Raw genomic sequence first — 16,439 nt, forward strand, 5'->3', positions numbered from 1 at the left:
ATTACGTGAGTTCGGAGTTCGGAGTTTCTCCTTCGGAGACGCTACGCGAACGGAGTTATGATTTTTTCAAGGAGAGAATAAGGGCTTGAGATTCCTACGTGGGGTGAGTTTTCCACAAATTATCGTTATGTCGAACTCACGTTCTATTAGATATCTCCAAAAATTAAATATGCGTATCCTAGAACCGTCTTCTGGGTTTTCCGTCTCAGAATGAATTATGAACCTAAGAAGATGTTTTAAAAGTTTTTGAACCCACGTTCGCGTAGCGTTCCGAAGGAATAGGTGGGTTTTGTTTGTGTAGCCGCGTTCCCGGAGTGTGCCGGAGGCATCTTTATAATCGCCTACTTGATTATTTTTGCAGCAGCGCTTTGCGATCGCCCTATTCTGTGAGATCATCAGGTTTCCCACCCTCCATTAGATATCTCCAGAAATTAAATATGTGTATCCTATAACAGTTTAAAACCCTTGCAGAGAAGTTCCATGTAACGTCTCTACTTTGTCTCTATGGTATTAGATCAGGATTAATACCTAAGTTTTTTAGATATGCTGTCAGTTTTTCATTTTGCTGACGTTCTTCAAGTAGTAGCGCCTCAGCTTGTTGTTTAGCGATACGTTCTTGATCAGCCCGTTGTTGTTCCTGATCAGCCCGTTGTTGTTCCTGATCAGCCCGTTGTTGTTCCTGATCAGCCCGTTGTTGTTCCTGATCAGCCCGTTCATTTCCAGACAATAACATCTCACCATCAGCAGTCCACCAGCGCAACCAAGGTATTTCCGTATTTTGTTGGATACCTAACTCTACTCCCATTTCTGGAACTGGATAATGTCCCCTTTCATTTGCTGGCATTTTCTCATATTTCCCATCCACCAAATGATACACTTCAACTGAGGCTTTTTTAACCTCATAAATTGCATAAAAAGGAATACGAATTGCCCGCTCATATACCCAAAATTTACCCGCTTTCTTGGGTTCTCCGGTTTGTTCATCAATATCATTTAATGATGTCGTGTCTCTTTCTTCTGAACCATCACCAGAGACAAATTCTATGGCAATAAACGGGGCGACAATCTCTTTCCACATTACATAAGAACGACGATATTCTCCTGCTAGAAGAGGTTCGACATTGGGAACATAAAACCAATCTGGCGCTTCTGCCCCTTTGATTGGTGGTTCTGTAATTCGCCAATAGATACCGCTATCTTGGCCAATACAATAACGTCCGTCGGGATGTAGTTTTTGTAAAATTGGTTCTATAGAAGTTGTGAGAATTATACTTTGAGGTAATTCTTGAAAATTTTTCACAAATGTTCCATCTGAATCTGGCAGTTGTGTGTGGTCGGGCAGTGTGATTTGATGATTAGTTGGTGGGGCAATTATTGGTTTTGTTAATACCATGACAACTTCATCCCCTTAATTTATTTTTTCTAAGTTTAACACAATCTTTACCGCAGACAAGGATCGCCCTATTCTGTGAGATCATCAGGTTTCCCCACCCTCCATTAGATATCTCCAGAAATTAAATATGTGTATCCTATAACAGTTTAAAACCCTTGTAGAGACGTTCCATATAACGTCTCTACTTCGTCTCTATGGTATTAGATCAGGATTAATACCTAAGTTTTTTAGATATGCTGTCAGTTTTTCATTTTGCTGACGTTCTTCAAGTAGTAGCGCCTCAGCTTGTTGTTTAGCGATACGTTCTTGATCAGCCCGTTGTTGTTCTTGATCAGCCCGTTGTTGTTCCTGATCAGCCCGTTCATTTCCAGACAATAACATCTCACCATCAGCAGTCCACCAGCGCAACCAAGGTATTTCCGTATTTTGTTGGATACCTAGCTCTACTCCCATTTCTGGAATTGGATAATGTCCCCTTTCATTTGCTGGCATTTTCTCATACTTCCCATCTACCAAATGATATACCTCAACACTCGCCTTTTTAACCTCATAAATTGCATAAAAAGGGATACGAATTGCCCGCTCATATACCCAAAATTTACCCGCTTTCTTGGGTTCTCCGGTTTGTTCATCAATATCATTTAATGATGTCGTGTCTCTTTCTTCTGAACCATCACCAGAGACAAATTCTATGGCAATAAACGGGGCGACAATCTCTTTCCACATTACATAAGAACGACGATATTCTCCTGCTAGAAGAGGTTCGACATTGGGAACATAAAACCAATCTGGCGCTTCTGCCCCTTTGATTGGTGGTTCTGTAATTCGCCAATAGATACCGCTATCTTGGCCAATACAATAACGTCCGTCGGGATGTAGTTTTTGTAAAATTGGTTCTATAGAAGTTGTGAGAATTATACTTTGAGGTAATTCTTGAAAATTTTTCACAAATGTTCCATCTGAATCTGGCAGTTGTGTGTGGTCGGGCAGTGTGATTTGATGATTAGTTGGTGGGGCAATTATTGGTTTTGTTAATACCATGACAACTTCATCCCCTTAAATTTATTTTTTCTAAGTTTAACACAATCTTTACCGCAGATTTATACCCTTAGGATATTCCAAACATCATCAGAACCGCTATGGGACTAATATTTAATTTTTCAACTATGCGTATGGTAGGTTAGTAACGCACCATTAGCTTAAAATTTTTCCTCAAAAATAATCAGATTTAAGTCTTCAAGACAAGTCAATTGCGGTATAACAAACAACATCAGGATTAAGTGGTTATTTATAAGGATCATCAATACCCGTAAAACCCTTAATCATTCCGGCACGGGCTTTTGCATATAGTCACTTAATATCACTAGCTTCACAAACAGCTAAAGACGCATTTACATAAACTTCTACAAAAATTTCAGTTATGAGTCATTAAGAAAATATAAAATACCCCAAATATGCACAAAAAGTTTGTACTTTTATAAAGTATAATTAAGAAAAAGATAAATAAATCTAGATAGATAGGCTTATTTGTTCACCTATTGCTCCTAGATCCGGTTAAAGTTTCTTTCTAAACTAAAAAGTACCATTTTCTGGTGCCAACAACTGAGTTAGCATTCAGAATCAAAGCGACGATGTACAATTCCCAGTTGAAGAGGCAAATAAAGGCGTGGGTCAGTATCAATCTGATGAATTAAAGCAGTATAACCCAGAGGCACTGCCCTGGGCAAGCGGAGCGATCGCTCGTTACTTTCGTTACCGTCCTTGGTTAGCCTGGGGACGACTACTGAGAATAATCTGGTCTTTTGCCGGATTTATATTCAGTCTCAAATGGGACGAATGGCAAGACCAGGTGGAGGAAAATCAGGGGAAACGCGCTACCCAGTTGCGAACCCTACTCACCAATCTCGGTCCGACATTTATTAAAGTCGGTCAAGCCCTCTCGACTCGTCCTGACTTAGTCCGCAAAGACTTCTTAGCAGAACTAATCAAGTTACAAGACCAGTTACCACCTTTTGATAATGATCTGGCATATCAGATTATTGAAATAGAATTAAATCGCTCAATTGGCGAAATTTTTCGAGAGCTTTCGCCTCAACCCGTAGCAGCAGCTAGTTTGGGTCAAGTCTACCGGGGTCGCTTACTCAGCGGCGAGGAAGTGGCAGTCAAAGTCCAACGCCCTAATCTCCGCCCGCTACTGATAAAAGACCTGTATCTCATGCGTTGGGTTGCCAGTTGGCTTGCTCCCTGGCTACCACTGAATCTCGGTCACGATTTAACTTTAATTGTGGACGAGTTTGGCACCAAGCTATTTGAGGAAATTGATTACATCAATGAAGGTCGCAATGCGGAAAAATTTGCCCATAACTTCCGTGATGACCCCCAGGTAAAAATTCCCTGTATTTACTGGAATTATACCAGCAATCATGTTTTAACCCTAGAATGGATTAATGGCTTTAAGCTCACAGATACTCAGAATATCGAAGCCATAGGTTTAGACCCAGAAGCCATCATTCAAATAGGTGTAACTACTGGGTTACAACAACTATTAGAGCATGGCTTTTTCCATGCCGATCCTCATCCGGGGAATTTGTTCGCTATGCCCGATGGTCGCATGGCTTACATTGACTTTGGTATGATGGATCAATTGGAGGAAACTACTAAGGAAAGTTTAGTTGATGCTTTAGTCCATTTGGTAAATAAGGATTACGCCGATTTAGCGGAAGATTTTGTTAAACTGGGCTTTTTGGCAGCAAATACTAATATTGCCCCTATTGTTCCTGCCTTAGAAGCAGTATTAGGAAATGCTATTGGTAAAAATGTCCAAGATTTCAACTTCAAAACCATTACCGATGAGTTCTCGGAATTGATGTATGAATATCCTTTCCGTGTGCCGGCAAAGTTTGCTTTGATTATTCGTTCTTTGGTGACACAAGAAGGAATTGCCCTCAGTCTTAACCCTAATTTCAAAATTGTGGAAGTGGGTTATCCCTATATCGCTCGGCGGTTATTAACTGGGGAATCTCCCGCATTACGACGACGGCTCTTGAATGTGTTGTTCAAAGATGGTAAATTTCAGTGGCAAAGGTTAGAAAATCTAATTACGATCGCTCGCACTGATAGCAATTTCGATGTTTTACCAACGGCGAAAATGGGTTTAGAATTCATCCTTTCCGAAGAGGGTAAATTTCTCCGTCGTCAGTTGGTCTTAGCTATCACTGAAGATGACCGTTTGCACACAGAAGAAGTCCAACGTCTGTGGGATTTGGTCAAGGATGATTTACCACCAAATCGTTTACTTAATGTCGCCATTAGCCTGTTGACCGAGTTCTCTAAGGAAGGTGTAGCAGCTATTTTAGCCAAATAATCTGTTACCAAATAAAAACGAATTTTAATAACACTCAGGAGTTTTAATGTACTATTACCCTCTGCAACCACCCTACTTTTTACTATTAGTTGGTTTTTTCACGGCTTTAACTTCTGGGTTAGCTTTATCTGGGACATTAAAGGTAATTGTCCAGCAATGGCCACAAGATAAATCTCCTAAAGAAAAGACTAATACCCGTTCTTTTTATAAACAGTTGTTGGTGCCATTTATTGGTATTACTGGTGGTTCTTGCTTATTTCTTTGTTCCGGTTTTGAGATATTTGGTTTTCCTACGGGAATGGCTTTAAGTATAGGTTTACCAATGAGTTTCCTAACTTGCTTTTTTGTCTGGCGACAGTTGGGAGGTTTGCTGGATTATGTTAAGAGCGAGGGAATGCAATCTTTAGATTTAGATTCTTGGTCTTAGCAATATCATTAAGGGCGCAGACCCTGCGCCCCTACATTAATTAAACATATTGTCTGCATCAGGATGTCCAGGATTTAATGATTAACAGGATGAAAATAGATATCTTATTACTAATGACCAATCACCAATCACCAATGGGAAAAGCTAATGCAAATCATTCGGTTGCCGGTACTTGCTGACAATTATATATTTTTACTGCACGATTCAGTGCGGAATATTGCGGCTGTTGTTGATCCGGCGGAAGCACAACCAGTTTTAGATGAATTGGGAAAAATTAATGCTCAATTAGTGGCAATTTTTAATACCCATCATCATGGTGATCATGTGGGTGGGAATATACAATTAATGAAAGCATTTCCTGATGTGAAAGTTTATGGAGGTGTGGAAGACAGGGGAAGGATTCCGGGACAACAGGTGTTTTTAGAGGAAGGCGATCGCATCCAATTTAGCGATCGCACTGCTAATATATTCTTTGTACCTGGACATACTCGCGCTCATATTGCTTACTATTTCCCTCCAGTAAGTCCAGGAGAGCCTGGAGAATTGTTCTGTGGTGATACATTGTTTGCGGCAGGGTGCGGGCGTTTATTTGAAGGCACACCGGGGCAAATGGTAGATTCTTTAAGTAAACTCCGGGATTTACCTGATCATACTCGCGTCTGGTGCGCCCATGAATACACTTTAAGCAATTTGCGGTTTGCTGTGACGGTGGATGCTGAAAATGCAGATTTACAAAAACGCTATCAAGATGTTAAAGCTCAACGGGATAAATTAGAGCCAACAGTTCCATCAATTTTAGGACTAGAAAAACTCACCAATCCTTTTTTACGTTGGGAAGAACCATCTCTACAAGCAACAGCCAAGAGTGATAATGGCATTCAAACCTTTGCCCGAATTCGCGGCATGAAAGATAATTTTTAGCTTGAACGGTAGAAATCAAAAATATGAACAACACTAGTACCGCAAGGCGGAGGTCAAAAGTCAAAAATAATATGGCATCACCCGAGTTAGGAGTTCGGAGACGCTACGCGAACGGAGTTATGATTTTTTCAAGGAGAGAATAAGGGCTTGAGACTCCTACGTGGGGTGAGTTTTCCACAAATTATCGTTATGTCAAACTCACGTGGCATCAGCTTTTTAGTGATGAAGAATGGTTGTTTTATTTACGCCGTGTTGTACTGGACTGGGGGCGGGCCCTGCGCCCCTACTTCCTAGTTTATTCTTCGACGCGATAACCTAGTTCTGCTAAACGCACCCGTGAATGTCGCCATTTGGGCTGGACTTTGACAAATAATTCTAGATAAACTTTCCCAGCAATTAGCTTTTGAATTTGCTGTCTAGCTTGACTACCAATAGCCTTGAGCATTGTCCCCCCTTTACCAATGAGAATACCTTTTTGAGAATCTCTCTCAACATGAACGGTAGCGAGAACACGGGTAATTTTTGGAGCTTCTTCGACTAAATCAATCCCTATGGCTACGGAGTGGGGAACTTCTTGACGGGTTAATAATAATATTTGTTCTCGAATTAATTCACCCATGATAAACCGTTCTGGCTGGTCTGTGACTAAATCCGGTGGATAATAAAATGGACCTGGTTCGAGATGACTAATTAATAGACCTTGGAGTTGTAATAATTCTGCGCCGGTTTTAGCAGAAAATTTCACACTTTGCCATTGATAGGTATCAGCTAATTGAAGATAACTATCATCTATTTTTTCAGCATCCTCTGGTTGTTGATCAATTTTATTAATTCCCAAAATTACAGGTGTTTGAGTATTAATTAGTAATTCTGCTACATAGCGATCGCCTGGACCACAAGCAACAGTACCATCAACCACAAATAATATCACATCTACCGAGTCAATAGCAATTTTCGCATTTTTTACCAACACTTCCCCTAATTGATGATGAGGTTTATGAATACCGGGGGTATCCACAAAAATCAACTGGGCTGTTTCCGTAGTTAAAATTCCCTTTAAGCGATTGCGAGTAGTTTGGGATACGGGGGAAGTAATAGCTATTTTTTGCCCAACTAATTCATTCATCAGGGTGGATTTACCCACATTAGTCCGGCCGATAATGCCAATAAAACCTGATTTAAATCCATCCGGTGCTTCGGGAATCATGACCCCACCGAAATCAGTAAAAATATTATTATCAATATCAGAGACTTGTGATTCTACTTGCATTTTTTACAGTTATGACTAATAGATTATTTTGATTTTGACGGAAAATCTCTTGAAGAATAGAGATATATTAATTATTGCATATTTATGGAAAGGACTATAGATCCCCGACTTCTGAGAGGATACTGCTGGCGAATAGGGGGTCATACCCCTCAGAAAGTAATAATTAAGTAATTTCAAAAAAGTGTGCTAAAAAAAGCGCACTTTTTTCTTTTTTGAGTATGACAATTTTAGACCAAAGTACAAGAAAGTGTACATGATCAGCAGAATTTTGGGCAAAAAAGGCTTAAGAGACTTCCAATTAAAAAAAATATCCCAAAATCACAGCCGATTCAAATTTCCTTGAGGGCATATTGCCACTTGTTTGTCCCAATCAATAATAAAAGTGCTAATATCAAAACCTGTTTTCATTTTGGCTTGCCAACTAGTATCCACCGCCGCAGGACCTACTAAAGAAACTTGATTGTCATAAACCCACCTCAGAAGATACTCATTTTCAGGTATCTTCTTATTTATTTATCTTCATCTTACTAGTACAACACGGCGTAAATAAACCAACCATTCTAAATCGTTAAAAAGCCTATACTGTCTTCGTTTTGACTTTTGACTTTTGACTTCCGCCCTGCGGTACTAGGGGGTGTGACCCCCTATTCGCCAGCAGTAAGCTGTTGTGCATTTAGTTTGTATAATTCTAGCGGGCAAGATGCCCGCACTACAAAGTTCAAGTAAATTATGGTTATCAAATTTAGCTGCGTAACAGCTTATCCTCTGTGAAGTCGGGGATCTAGGCGATAGTATAGTCATATAAGTAAAAATATAGCGCCAGGTATTTTTGGCTGAATATTGGGTATAAACCAGAAAAATATAGTTTTTTAAACTTGAAGTTAAAGCGGTCAAAATTCCACTTTAACAATCATTTTCCAACTTACCCCACATACAGTTATTACCTGGACGCTGCTTGTTAGACGTTCTTTTTCTGGGTCTCACGCCAAACTTCGGTCATCCTTCCCCAGTTAGTGCTAAATTCATCCAAACCCAAAAAAGTTCCCGGTTTTTCTTCATCCCAAGAGGCGGAAAGAACACCATAGGTAATTCCCAACACACCTAAACCAAACAATCCCATATTCACCAATAAAACGGCGATAGGGGGAAGTTGGATATCAGCCAAGGTAACTAGCAGATAGCTAACTACCAAACTGGCAATACCTAAAAATGTGGGGACACCACAAAACCCAGCCACTCGGCGAATCATGCGTTGACTGACCACTTCAGGAATCGCCATTTCTTGTTTAGAATAACGACGTTGCTGTTGCGGTTTTTCCTGAGTCCCTTCGGTCTTGAGGACGGGCTTAACTTTAGTCTTAGCAGGTTTTGGACGTTTTTTGTTTGGTTCAAAAGGCAAGGGACTACGTTCCGATTCTTCAGCAGCCATAAGAATTAGTTCCTAACCTCGAATACCAAGACGAGTAATTAAAGCTTTATATTTTTCTTGACTACCTGCTTGGATATAAGCTAGAAGACGCTTTCTTTGGCCAATCATCTTCAATAGTCCTCTACGGGAGGAATGGTCTTTTTTATTAGCTTGCAAATGTTGACTGAGCTTGTTAATGCGGTCAGTTAGCATTGCAACTTGAACATCAGCCGAACCTGTGTCGGTTTCATGAACTTGATATCCAGAAATGATTTCTTGTTTGCGCTGTTGCGTCAGAGCCATGATTGGTTAAATTCTTATTTTTCTTAGGTTTGTGTAGCAGTCTCCTATAATATCACACCCATCAATTCCTGTGGCAAATTCCTGAACAGTAAGCAGGGAGAAAGAATTTTCCCATTACCAATGACCAATGACCAATTACTCAGGCGATTTGAGAGCCTGATCTAGAATTTGTCTAGCTTGTTCTGCTTTTCCTCTGGCTTCTTGGTAACGCAAATTAGCTTGAGCAAAATTTTTCAGGACTTTAAAACCTTCTTTAAGATGGGTGATTTCTTCCTCGGTGACGGATTTATCGGAAAATAGGACATCAATAGCTTGACGAATTTCTAGGGCTTCGGTGCGTGATTCTTGGACTTTTAATTTGAGGGAAGCTAAATTACTGAGAATTTGCACTGCTTGGGTAATTTCATCTTCACGACTAGAAGTATCTGTAGTTGGTTCTTTGACCTCAATTAACTGTTGCGGACCAAATCCTTCTTCTAGTTCTGTTGGTAATTCACCCGCGTCCATAAGTTCCATTAGCTGATCCATTGCTTTTTCACGGGCTTTAGCGGAATCTTTACCAGGAACGGTGATGATGATTTCTGGGCTTTGAGCGAGACTGTACTGAACCATAGTTGTATATATAAGTCCTAGCTAATTTGTGAAAAGTATGATTGTAATTAAGAACTGCAAAGAAAAGAAATTTCGCTTCAATTATACTGAATAAAGGTAAACCAAAATATAACAAAAGGGAAGATTTATGACTCCCAATCCCGCTATTATGCGTTCTGTGGAACAACTAGGCTACCGAGTCACGGTTGGTGATGTAGCCACTCAGATAGGATTAAATATAGCTGAAGTCAATCAAAGTTTATTAGCTCTGGCGGCTAATGCTGGGGGACATTTACAAGTTGCAGAATCTGGTGATGTTGTTTATCAATTTCCTCGCAATTTTCGGGATATTTTACGCAATAAATATTTGCAAATACGGTTGCAGGAATGGTGGAAAAAAGTTTGGTCTGTGTTATTTTATCTAATTCGGATTTCTTTTGGCATTCTTTTAGTTGCTTCTATCTTGCTGATTACTGTAACTATTATCATTATTATGACTGCTAGTTCCAATCGTGATGATGATGATCGCAGTAGTTCTAGAGGTAATAATTTCTTCTTTTTCCCAGATTTATTCTGGTATTTTAGCCCCAATTATGGTGATAACCGCCAAGCAAGACGGAGGGAACGGGGCGAAAGTAGTGAAATGAATTTTTTTGAAGCTGTGTTTTCATTTCTGTTTGGTGATGGTGATCCTAATGCCAATTTGGAAGAACGTCGTTGGGAAGAAATTGGGGCTGTAATTAGTAATAATCAAGGTGCTGTAGTGGCAGAACAAGTTGCTCCTTATTTGGATGATATTGGCGAAAAATATCAACAAGAATATGAGGATTATATGTTGCCTGTGCTGGTAAGATTTAATGGAATTCCCCAGGTGAGTGCTGATGGTCAAATAGTATATTATTTCCCAGATTTACAGGTAAGAGCTAGTAAAAAACAGCGGCGTTCTGTCTCTGAATATTTGCATGAATTTTCCTGGAATTTTAGTGCGGCTAGTTCTGGAAAAATTATGCTCAGTGCTGGTTGGGGAGGAGTGAATTTTGTTGGGGTTTTAATTCTAGGAAATTTATTGAGAAATGGTGTAATTACTACTAAATCAGGTGTATTTGGTGTAATTGTAGCTTTTACTCAAAGTATTTATGGATTGTTATTGGCTTATGGTACGGGGTTTCTGGCTATTCCTTTAATCCGGTATTTTTGGATTAAGCGACGCAATGATCAGATTTCTACTCGCAATCTTCAACGCCAAGAACGGGCTAGATTATTAGCAGGTGCGAATGCTTCTTTACAGAAAAAGATCGCTTTTGCTCGTGAATTTGCCACAGAAAAAGTGATTGGTAAGGAAGATTCTGTTTATTCCACAGATACAGATTTACTGGAACAGGAATTTAAGAATAAGCAAATAGGGAATAGGGAATAGGGAACAGGGAACAGGGAACAGGGAACAGGGAACAGGGAACAGAAGAGAAATTTGCTTCTTTCTTCTTTCCTCCTGACTCCTTCTTTATTTCTCCTGACTCCTGACTCCTGACTCCTGACTCCTTCTTCTGCTACTTTGCTTGAATAGGTGTCAGGGCTACTCCTTTGTAGTAGTATCCTAAAATTTGTAGGTGGTTTGCACCACGTTTTGCTAGTTCATAAGCTCCCCATTGGCTCATTCCTACACCGTGTCCAAAACCTAGTCCTTGGAGAACAAAACCGCCATTTGCATCTTTATTAATAATGAAACGGGTACTTTTAATTCTGAGGGCGGTTCTCACTTCTTCACCTTGGAGAATTTTAGTCCCTTTATCACCAATAATTTTTAAGGATTTGACACTTTTAAAAGGTGATAGAGTTTCAATAATCATGTCTTTGACATTACCGACACCGGAAATTCTGGCACTAATTTCTCCGGGAGTAAAGGTTTTTACCCAGTTACATTCTTTGATATTTTGGTCAAAGTCGGGAACAGCCCGTAGGTAGGGTTCTTTGCTAGTCCAAACATCTTCAACGTTTTCGGTGTGTCCACCGGAACAAGCGTGAAAGACGGAAAGAATAATTTGGTTGTTGTAGGTGAGGACTTTGCCGGCGGTGGTGTCTACTGCGCTGTAGGTTTTGGGGGCTTCACTACTGACACCTTTGTAAATTTGCCAACGGTCTGGACTATCTCCTAAGTCGTAAACGGGATTGCTCCGTTGTCTTTCGCGTTCATAGAGGGCATAGGTACGGGCGGCGATCGCTTGGGCTTTGAGGGCTTCGTCTGGCCAGCTAGTATTCATTTCTCCACCGATGACGCTGTAGAGATATTCTTCTAAATCTACCCAGTTAACAGCGGTTAAGCCGTTGGCTGTGGGGACTACTAGGGTTCTACCACGAAACCAGCGATCGCCAATATAAACATATCCTTTTTTGGTGGGTTCTATCCAAAATAACCCGGATTGCCATCTATCTAAAGCTACTCCCCCAGGAACTGCTTGAGCCGCAAAGGCACTCATTCCCGGTAGTTCTCCAAGAGTCTTACCACTACTATCTTTGACAATAGCGGTTGTGGAAGCACCGACTTTTACCTGTTTAACTTCTCTTTCAATTGCCACACGCAGAATTACAGATGCTTGTGCAGGAGCAAGTAATACAAACCAGATCAGGATACCTATCCACCAATGTCTACTTTTCATCTCAGAAAACAAATTGCCTAATAAAAGTTGGAATTTCATGCTAATTGTTTGATCACAAGCGTCTACTATTCTAGTTCAGCAATTCTCTGAACAGACAGACTGAGAACTGGAAACTGAGTAATTTTCTTTGTTCTTTCTTCTTCTAAACTCCTGACTCCTCTTTTCAAGGTGTTAATATTTGGGGATAATCATAAACTTCATTACCAACAATGCCAATTAAATTTAACTTGCTTAAAATTTCTGTAGCTTCCATCAATTTATGGGGAGTAACTTTACCAATCCGTCCTACCATAACAATCCCATTACATAAAGAAGCCACAATTCTGCCATCAACTGTATCTAAAACAGAGGGTGCATCTATTAAGACTAAATCATAATTTTGGGTAAATAAATCCATTAATTCTTGCATTCGCTCGGAACTCAGTAGATTCACCGCATCCTCTGGGATGGGACCAGCCGTTAAAACATCAATAGCTGGGTGGATAGGCTGAATGTAAGTATTAAATGATGTATTGATATCATCAACCAGTAATAAGGATAAACCCCAATCATTGGTCAGTCCTAGAGTTTTATGTAAACTGGGAGAACGCAAATTAGCGTCAATTATTAATACTCTTTGGTGCATTCTAGCCGCACTAGCTCCTAACCCTAAAGCCAAAGTTGTTTTCCCTTCTCCTGGGAGTGCAGAAGTTAACATCAATGATTTTAAAGGTAGAGAATTATTTAACATCTGAATATTCTGGTAAATAATATCCAATGTTTTATGATTCGGCAAATTTTTGATAATTTCTGGATGAGAAATATCTACATTTTTAGATTTATCTCTAACCATAGATTGAAGTTGGTTTTTCCAACTATTTTGACGTTTTCCTAATCTTGGTACTGACCCCAATAACTGAATATTGGTCAAATTTTGTAAATCCTGAGTATAGAAAATTGCATTATTAAATTTTTCCCAAATTAAGGCTGCTGTTAAACCCAATATTGGACCTATTAATATTCCTCCAAAAATTAGTAACCAGCGTAAATTACCTATATGTATTCCTAAAGCGGGTTCTTCTAAAATTTGCCAATTAAAACCTTCTTGAGCAATTTTAATACCTAATGAATTTTGCACCTGCGTCAATTGTTGCAGTGTTTTACGATAGGTTTCTACCTTGGTGACTAACCTCTTGTATTCTGTAATTAAACTTGGATATGTATTCAGCAAAGAACGAATTTCTTGTTCGGATTTTGCCAAATCACGATCACGAGCAATTAGTCCTAATGCGTTCATTTTTAATTGAGTTAAATCATTTTCTACTTTCGGTATTATTTGTGCTGATAATTTTGATTTACTATTGATAGTAATAGCTTTATTTTTTATTTGTTGTTGGAATAGTGTACTAATAATTTGCCGTTTCTGCTTCAGACGTTGGACAATAGGATGTTTTTCCGTATAAATAATACGAGCTTCCATTAATGCTTTTTCTGTTTGATTAACTTCACTAATTAAGGTTTGATATTGGTTAGACTCCAAGGAATTATTAAGATTTATTGTATTTTGATTGGCAGACTCAATTGCTTGTTCTAGGCTGTTATGTCTAGTCTGGACATCTTGCAGTTGAGCGCGAGTTGTTTGCCGCTGTTTCTGAATATCTGCTAAAGACTGTAATAAGATTTGACTTTGTGAAACTGGATCAATTAAATTATTTTGTTGACGAAATTGTTCTAATTTTTTCTCGGCTTTTAATACATCTTTTTGCAGTTGCGGGATATGGTTATTAACAAAAACTAGTCCTTGATTAATCCGCTGATTTTTTTGATCTGTATTATAGTCCTGGTATACTTTCTCTAAAGCTTGTAATACTCTTTTAGTCCTGAGGGGATCTTTGTCTGTAAAAGAGAGTAAAAATACTTGGTTAAAACTTTGATTAGCTCCTGTATCTAATGGTAACGGAGTTAGTGCTAAAGATGAAATTTTATCAATTTTGCTGTTACTATAAATATCTTCTACGGTCATTTTTGGATAATCGGCATGAAGTAAATTTACAGCTTTCTGTATTAATTTACTACTCAGCATTAATTTAACTTGACTACTGTAGTCAATGGATAATAACTGCGGTTTACGTAAGTCTTTTGTTATCTCTTCGATTTTACTATTTGCTAAAGATTTATCTAAATTATAACTTACCAATATTTGCATATAGCTTTGATAAGTTGGTTTAGTAGTGACAGCTATCAGACTTGTTACTGACATGACTGCACAGGAAATCCCTAGTATCAACCAACGGTGGTAAAGTAGAATTGGAATTATTTTTTTGAGATCAATTACGCTACGTGTAGACTTAGTAAGTAATTTTTTCAATGTTATCACATTTGTAGCCACAATCATATTCCTCTCAAATTGCAACAATATATCTGGAAGAAGATGATGATTAGAAAACTTTTAGAGATATTCTTTGATACTCAATGTTTTCTGGTGAATAATCAATACTTGTTCTTCCTATGATTACAGATATACTTAACAGAAAATATTCAGCAAGTAGTTCTTGGTTAATACCTTCCAACAGGTATATGTCTAATCAGTGTGAGGAACATAAATTTTCTGCAAATATTGTGGAAATATTTATAGGACTCACCTGAGTTCGACATAAGATAATTTTTGGAAAACTGTCCTAAATATGAGTCTCAAACCCTGATGATCTCTTTGAAAAAATCATAACTCTGTTCCCGTAGCGTCTCCGAAGGAGAAACTCCTAACACCGAACTCAGGTGGACTCCGGTTTGATTCCTGAATTTTCCTAGTCAAAGGTTTTGGCGTAGCACCTATCACCTCCCCTCACAGACAACTTTTTCAGCAACCCCTATTTATGTCGTGTTTACCAGAGGGAGAATTTTGGGGGATTAATAAATAAAACAAAAAAGCAAGCTGTTAAAGCTTGCTTTCCGTATAACTGGGGCGCTAGGATTCGAACCTAGGGATGGCGGGACCAAAACCCACTGCCTTACCACTTGGCTACGCCCCAACAAATTCACTATAGAGAATATAGCAGTTATATTGAGATAATGTCAAGTGTTTAGGAAAAAAAATTTTTGCTGACTTAGGAAATAGATCCCAAATAGATCCCCGACTTCTTCAAGCGGGGATCTGCCGGGGTGTGGTTAAAATACGCGATGCTGTAGGGATGGCATTTGGCGACGAACTTGTTCTAGTCGGGTGGGTTTGATTTCGGCGATCGCCACTCCCGGTTTTTCCCCGGCATCTGCTAAAATTACACCCCAAGGGTCAATAATCATGGCGTGTCCATGAGTTTGGCGGCGGTCATAATTAGTACCAGTTTGGGCGGGAGCAATAACGTAACAGGTATTTTCTATCGCCCTAGATTGGAGTAATACTTGCCAATGGTCTTTACCAGTAAAAGCTGTAAAGGCTGCGGGAACAAATAAAATATCTGCGCCTTGATTGGATAAATGTCGGTACAGTTCGGGAAAGCGAACATCATAGCAAATAGAAAGGCCGATTTTCCCTAAGTCCGGGGAAGCATAAACGGGAGGTAATTCAAGTCCAGCCATGACGGTGCTGGATTCTTGATAGGTATTACCATCAGGGACATTGACATCAAATAAATGGACTTTTTGGTAACGGGCGAGTTCTTGACCGTTGGCATTGATCAGTAATGCTGTATTATAAACTTTACCGTTACTATTTACAGGGATAGGGAAGCCGCCGCCGAGAATGGTAACTTGAAAGCGTTGTGCCATTTTGTGGAGAAATGTTTCCGTTGCTTGAGCGATCGCATCTCTTTGAGCTAGTTTATCCTTTTCTTCCCCCATAAAAGAGAAATTTTCTGGTAAACCCACCAACTCTGCACCTTGACGCACAGCCAAATCAATTAATTCTTCTGCTTGTGCCAAATTTCTTTGTAAATCAGGCACACTGGTCATTTGAATAGCGGCGGCTAAATAAGACTTCATAGATTCAAGAACAAACGGTAGATTGAGAAAATTATAGATATCTAAATATATCCTCATATCATTCCATTTGTGCATTTAATTGAGTTACATCTATTGTTCAAAATTATCTCAAATACTGGCAAAAAATCAAGAAAGTGTTTATTCCTCACCG

The 16,439-nt window shown here is 39.2% G+C and carries 13 protein-coding genes, 1 tRNA gene and 1 pseudogene; 4 read left to right on the plus strand and 11 right to left on the minus strand.

The annotated features are described in order from the left end of the window. Nucleotides 1–502: 502 nt before the first annotated feature. From IQ226_RS10615 to IQ226_RS25925, 3 genes and pseudogenes are all read right to left on the minus strand, one after another. The gene (locus IQ226_RS10615; RefSeq protein ID WP_193895194.1) at nucleotides 503–1,393 is read right to left on the minus strand and encodes a Uma2 family endonuclease; all 891 of its coding nucleotides are present in this window, start codon (nucleotides 1,391–1,393) and stop codon (nucleotides 503–505) included. 192 nt (nucleotides 1,394–1,585) lie between these two features. Next, a complete protein-coding gene (locus IQ226_RS10620) occupies nucleotides 1,586–2,434 on the minus strand; it encodes a Uma2 family endonuclease (protein ID WP_193895196.1) in 849 nt (282 codons plus the stop codon). Nucleotides 2,435–2,677: 243 nt separating this feature from the next. Further along, a pseudogene (locus IQ226_RS25925) lies at nucleotides 2,678–2,740 on the minus strand (adenylyl-sulfate kinase); the annotation flags it as partial. 319 nt (nucleotides 2,741–3,059) lie between these two features. Here IQ226_RS25925 and IQ226_RS10630 point away from each other — a divergent pair. The 3 genes from IQ226_RS10630 to gloB all read left to right on the plus strand — a co-directional run bounded on the left by IQ226_RS10630 (nucleotide 3,060) and on the right by gloB (nucleotide 6,105). Next, entirely contained in the window at nucleotides 3,060–4,757 is a 1,698-nt protein-coding gene (locus IQ226_RS10630) for an AarF/ABC1/UbiB kinase family protein (protein WP_193895198.1), read from the plus strand. Nucleotides 4,758–4,803: 46 nt separating this feature from the next. After that, nucleotides 4,804–5,184, plus strand: coding sequence for a hypothetical protein (locus IQ226_RS10635; RefSeq protein WP_193895199.1), 381 nt, complete (start codon nucleotides 4,804–4,806; stop codon nucleotides 5,182–5,184). A 147-nt stretch (nucleotides 5,185–5,331) separates the two neighbouring features. Continuing rightward, nucleotides 5,332–6,105, plus strand: coding sequence for a hydroxyacylglutathione hydrolase (gloB, locus tag IQ226_RS10640; protein WP_193895201.1), 774 nt, complete (start codon nucleotides 5,332–5,334; stop codon nucleotides 6,103–6,105). A gap of 295 nt (nucleotides 6,106–6,400) precedes the next feature. Here the strand turns inward: gloB and era are convergent, their stop codons facing one another. The 4 genes from era to IQ226_RS10660 all read right to left on the minus strand — a co-directional run bounded on the left by era (nucleotide 6,401) and on the right by IQ226_RS10660 (nucleotide 9,698). Then, entirely contained in the window at nucleotides 6,401–7,375 is a 975-nt protein-coding gene (era, locus tag IQ226_RS10645) for a GTPase Era (RefSeq protein ID WP_193895203.1), read from the minus strand. Between the two features lie 958 nt (nucleotides 7,376–8,333). Next, nucleotides 8,334–8,804 carry a PAM68 family protein gene (locus tag IQ226_RS10650; protein WP_193895205.1) on the minus strand — a complete coding sequence of 157 codons (471 nt, stop codon included), beginning with the start codon at nucleotides 8,802–8,804 and terminating at the stop codon, nucleotides 8,334–8,336. 12 nt (nucleotides 8,805–8,816) lie between these two features. Then, nucleotides 8,817–9,086, minus strand: coding sequence for a 30S ribosomal protein S15 (gene rpsO / locus IQ226_RS10655; RefSeq protein WP_193895207.1), 270 nt, complete (start codon nucleotides 9,084–9,086; stop codon nucleotides 8,817–8,819). Between the two features lie 135 nt (nucleotides 9,087–9,221). Continuing rightward, nucleotides 9,222–9,698: a hypothetical protein gene (locus tag IQ226_RS10660; RefSeq protein ID WP_193895209.1), complete on the minus strand. Its 477-nt coding sequence runs from the start codon at nucleotides 9,696–9,698 to the stop codon at nucleotides 9,222–9,224. 127 nt (nucleotides 9,699–9,825) lie between these two features. On the opposite strand from IQ226_RS10660, the gene IQ226_RS10665 reads away from it, so the two are divergent. After that, nucleotides 9,826–11,094 carry a hypothetical protein gene (locus IQ226_RS10665; RefSeq protein WP_193895211.1) on the plus strand — a complete coding sequence of 423 codons (1,269 nt, stop codon included), beginning with the start codon at nucleotides 9,826–9,828 and terminating at the stop codon, nucleotides 11,092–11,094. A 130-nt stretch (nucleotides 11,095–11,224) separates the two neighbouring features. On the opposite strand, the gene IQ226_RS10670 is transcribed toward IQ226_RS10665, so the two are convergent. The 4 genes from IQ226_RS10670 to IQ226_RS10685 all read right to left on the minus strand — a co-directional run bounded on the left by IQ226_RS10670 (nucleotide 11,225) and on the right by IQ226_RS10685 (nucleotide 16,288). Next, complete coding sequence (locus IQ226_RS10670) at nucleotides 11,225–12,370, minus strand: SpoIID/LytB domain-containing protein (protein WP_193895213.1); 1,146 nt, start codon at nucleotides 12,368–12,370, stop codon at nucleotides 11,225–11,227. Between the two features lie 124 nt (nucleotides 12,371–12,494). Further along, entirely contained in the window at nucleotides 12,495–14,705 is a 2,211-nt protein-coding gene (locus tag IQ226_RS10675; protein WP_193895215.1) for a polysaccharide biosynthesis tyrosine autokinase, read from the minus strand. 562 nt (nucleotides 14,706–15,267) lie between these two features. Then, nucleotides 15,268–15,339, minus strand: a tRNA-Gln gene (locus tag IQ226_RS10680). 136 nt (nucleotides 15,340–15,475) lie between these two features. After that, a complete protein-coding gene (locus IQ226_RS10685; RefSeq protein WP_193895248.1) occupies nucleotides 15,476–16,288 on the minus strand; it encodes a carbon-nitrogen hydrolase family protein in 813 nt (270 codons plus the stop codon). Between the last annotated feature and the right edge of the window lie 151 nt (nucleotides 16,289–16,439).

Origin of the sequence: Dolichospermum sp. LEGE 00240, assembly GCF_015207875.1 — a bacterium.
Taxonomy (GTDB): Bacteria; Cyanobacteriota; Cyanobacteriia; order Cyanobacteriales; family Nostocaceae; genus Dolichospermum; species Dolichospermum gracile.

What these genes read in the sequence shown, in the direction of transcription:
- IQ226_RS10635 (WP_193895199.1), top strand. Translation starts at nt 4,804, where the DNA reads ATGTACTATTACCCTCTGCAACCACCCTACTTTTTACTATTAGTTGGT.
- era (WP_193895203.1), bottom strand. Translation starts at nt 7,375, where the DNA reads ATGCAAGTAGAATCACAAGTCTCTGATATTGATAATAATATTTTTACT.
- gloB (WP_193895201.1), top strand. Translation starts at nt 5,332, where the DNA reads ATGCAAATCATTCGGTTGCCGGTACTTGCTGACAATTATATATTTTTA.
- IQ226_RS10675 (WP_193895215.1), bottom strand. Translation starts at nt 14,705, where the DNA reads ATGATTGTGGCTACAAATGTGATAACATTGAAAAAATTACTTACTAAG.
- IQ226_RS10660 (WP_193895209.1), bottom strand. Translation starts at nt 9,698, where the DNA reads ATGGTTCAGTACAGTCTCGCTCAAAGCCCAGAAATCATCATCACCGTT.
- rpsO (WP_193895207.1), bottom strand. Translation starts at nt 9,086, where the DNA reads ATGGCTCTGACGCAACAGCGCAAACAAGAAATCATTTCTGGATATCAA.
- IQ226_RS10650 (WP_193895205.1), bottom strand. Translation starts at nt 8,804, where the DNA reads ATGGCTGCTGAAGAATCGGAACGTAGTCCCTTGCCTTTTGAACCAAAC.
- IQ226_RS10620 (WP_193895196.1), bottom strand. Translation starts at nt 2,434, where the DNA reads ATGGTATTAACAAAACCAATAATTGCCCCACCAACTAATCATCAAATC.
- IQ226_RS10670 (WP_193895213.1), bottom strand. Translation starts at nt 12,370, where the DNA reads ATGAAATTCCAACTTTTATTAGGCAATTTGTTTTCTGAGATGAAAAGT.
- IQ226_RS10685 (WP_193895248.1), bottom strand. Translation starts at nt 16,288, where the DNA reads ATGAAGTCTTATTTAGCCGCCGCTATTCAAATGACCAGTGTGCCTGAT.
- IQ226_RS10615 (WP_193895194.1), bottom strand. Translation starts at nt 1,393, where the DNA reads ATGGTATTAACAAAACCAATAATTGCCCCACCAACTAATCATCAAATC.
- IQ226_RS10665 (WP_193895211.1), top strand. Translation starts at nt 9,826, where the DNA reads ATGACTCCCAATCCCGCTATTATGCGTTCTGTGGAACAACTAGGCTAC.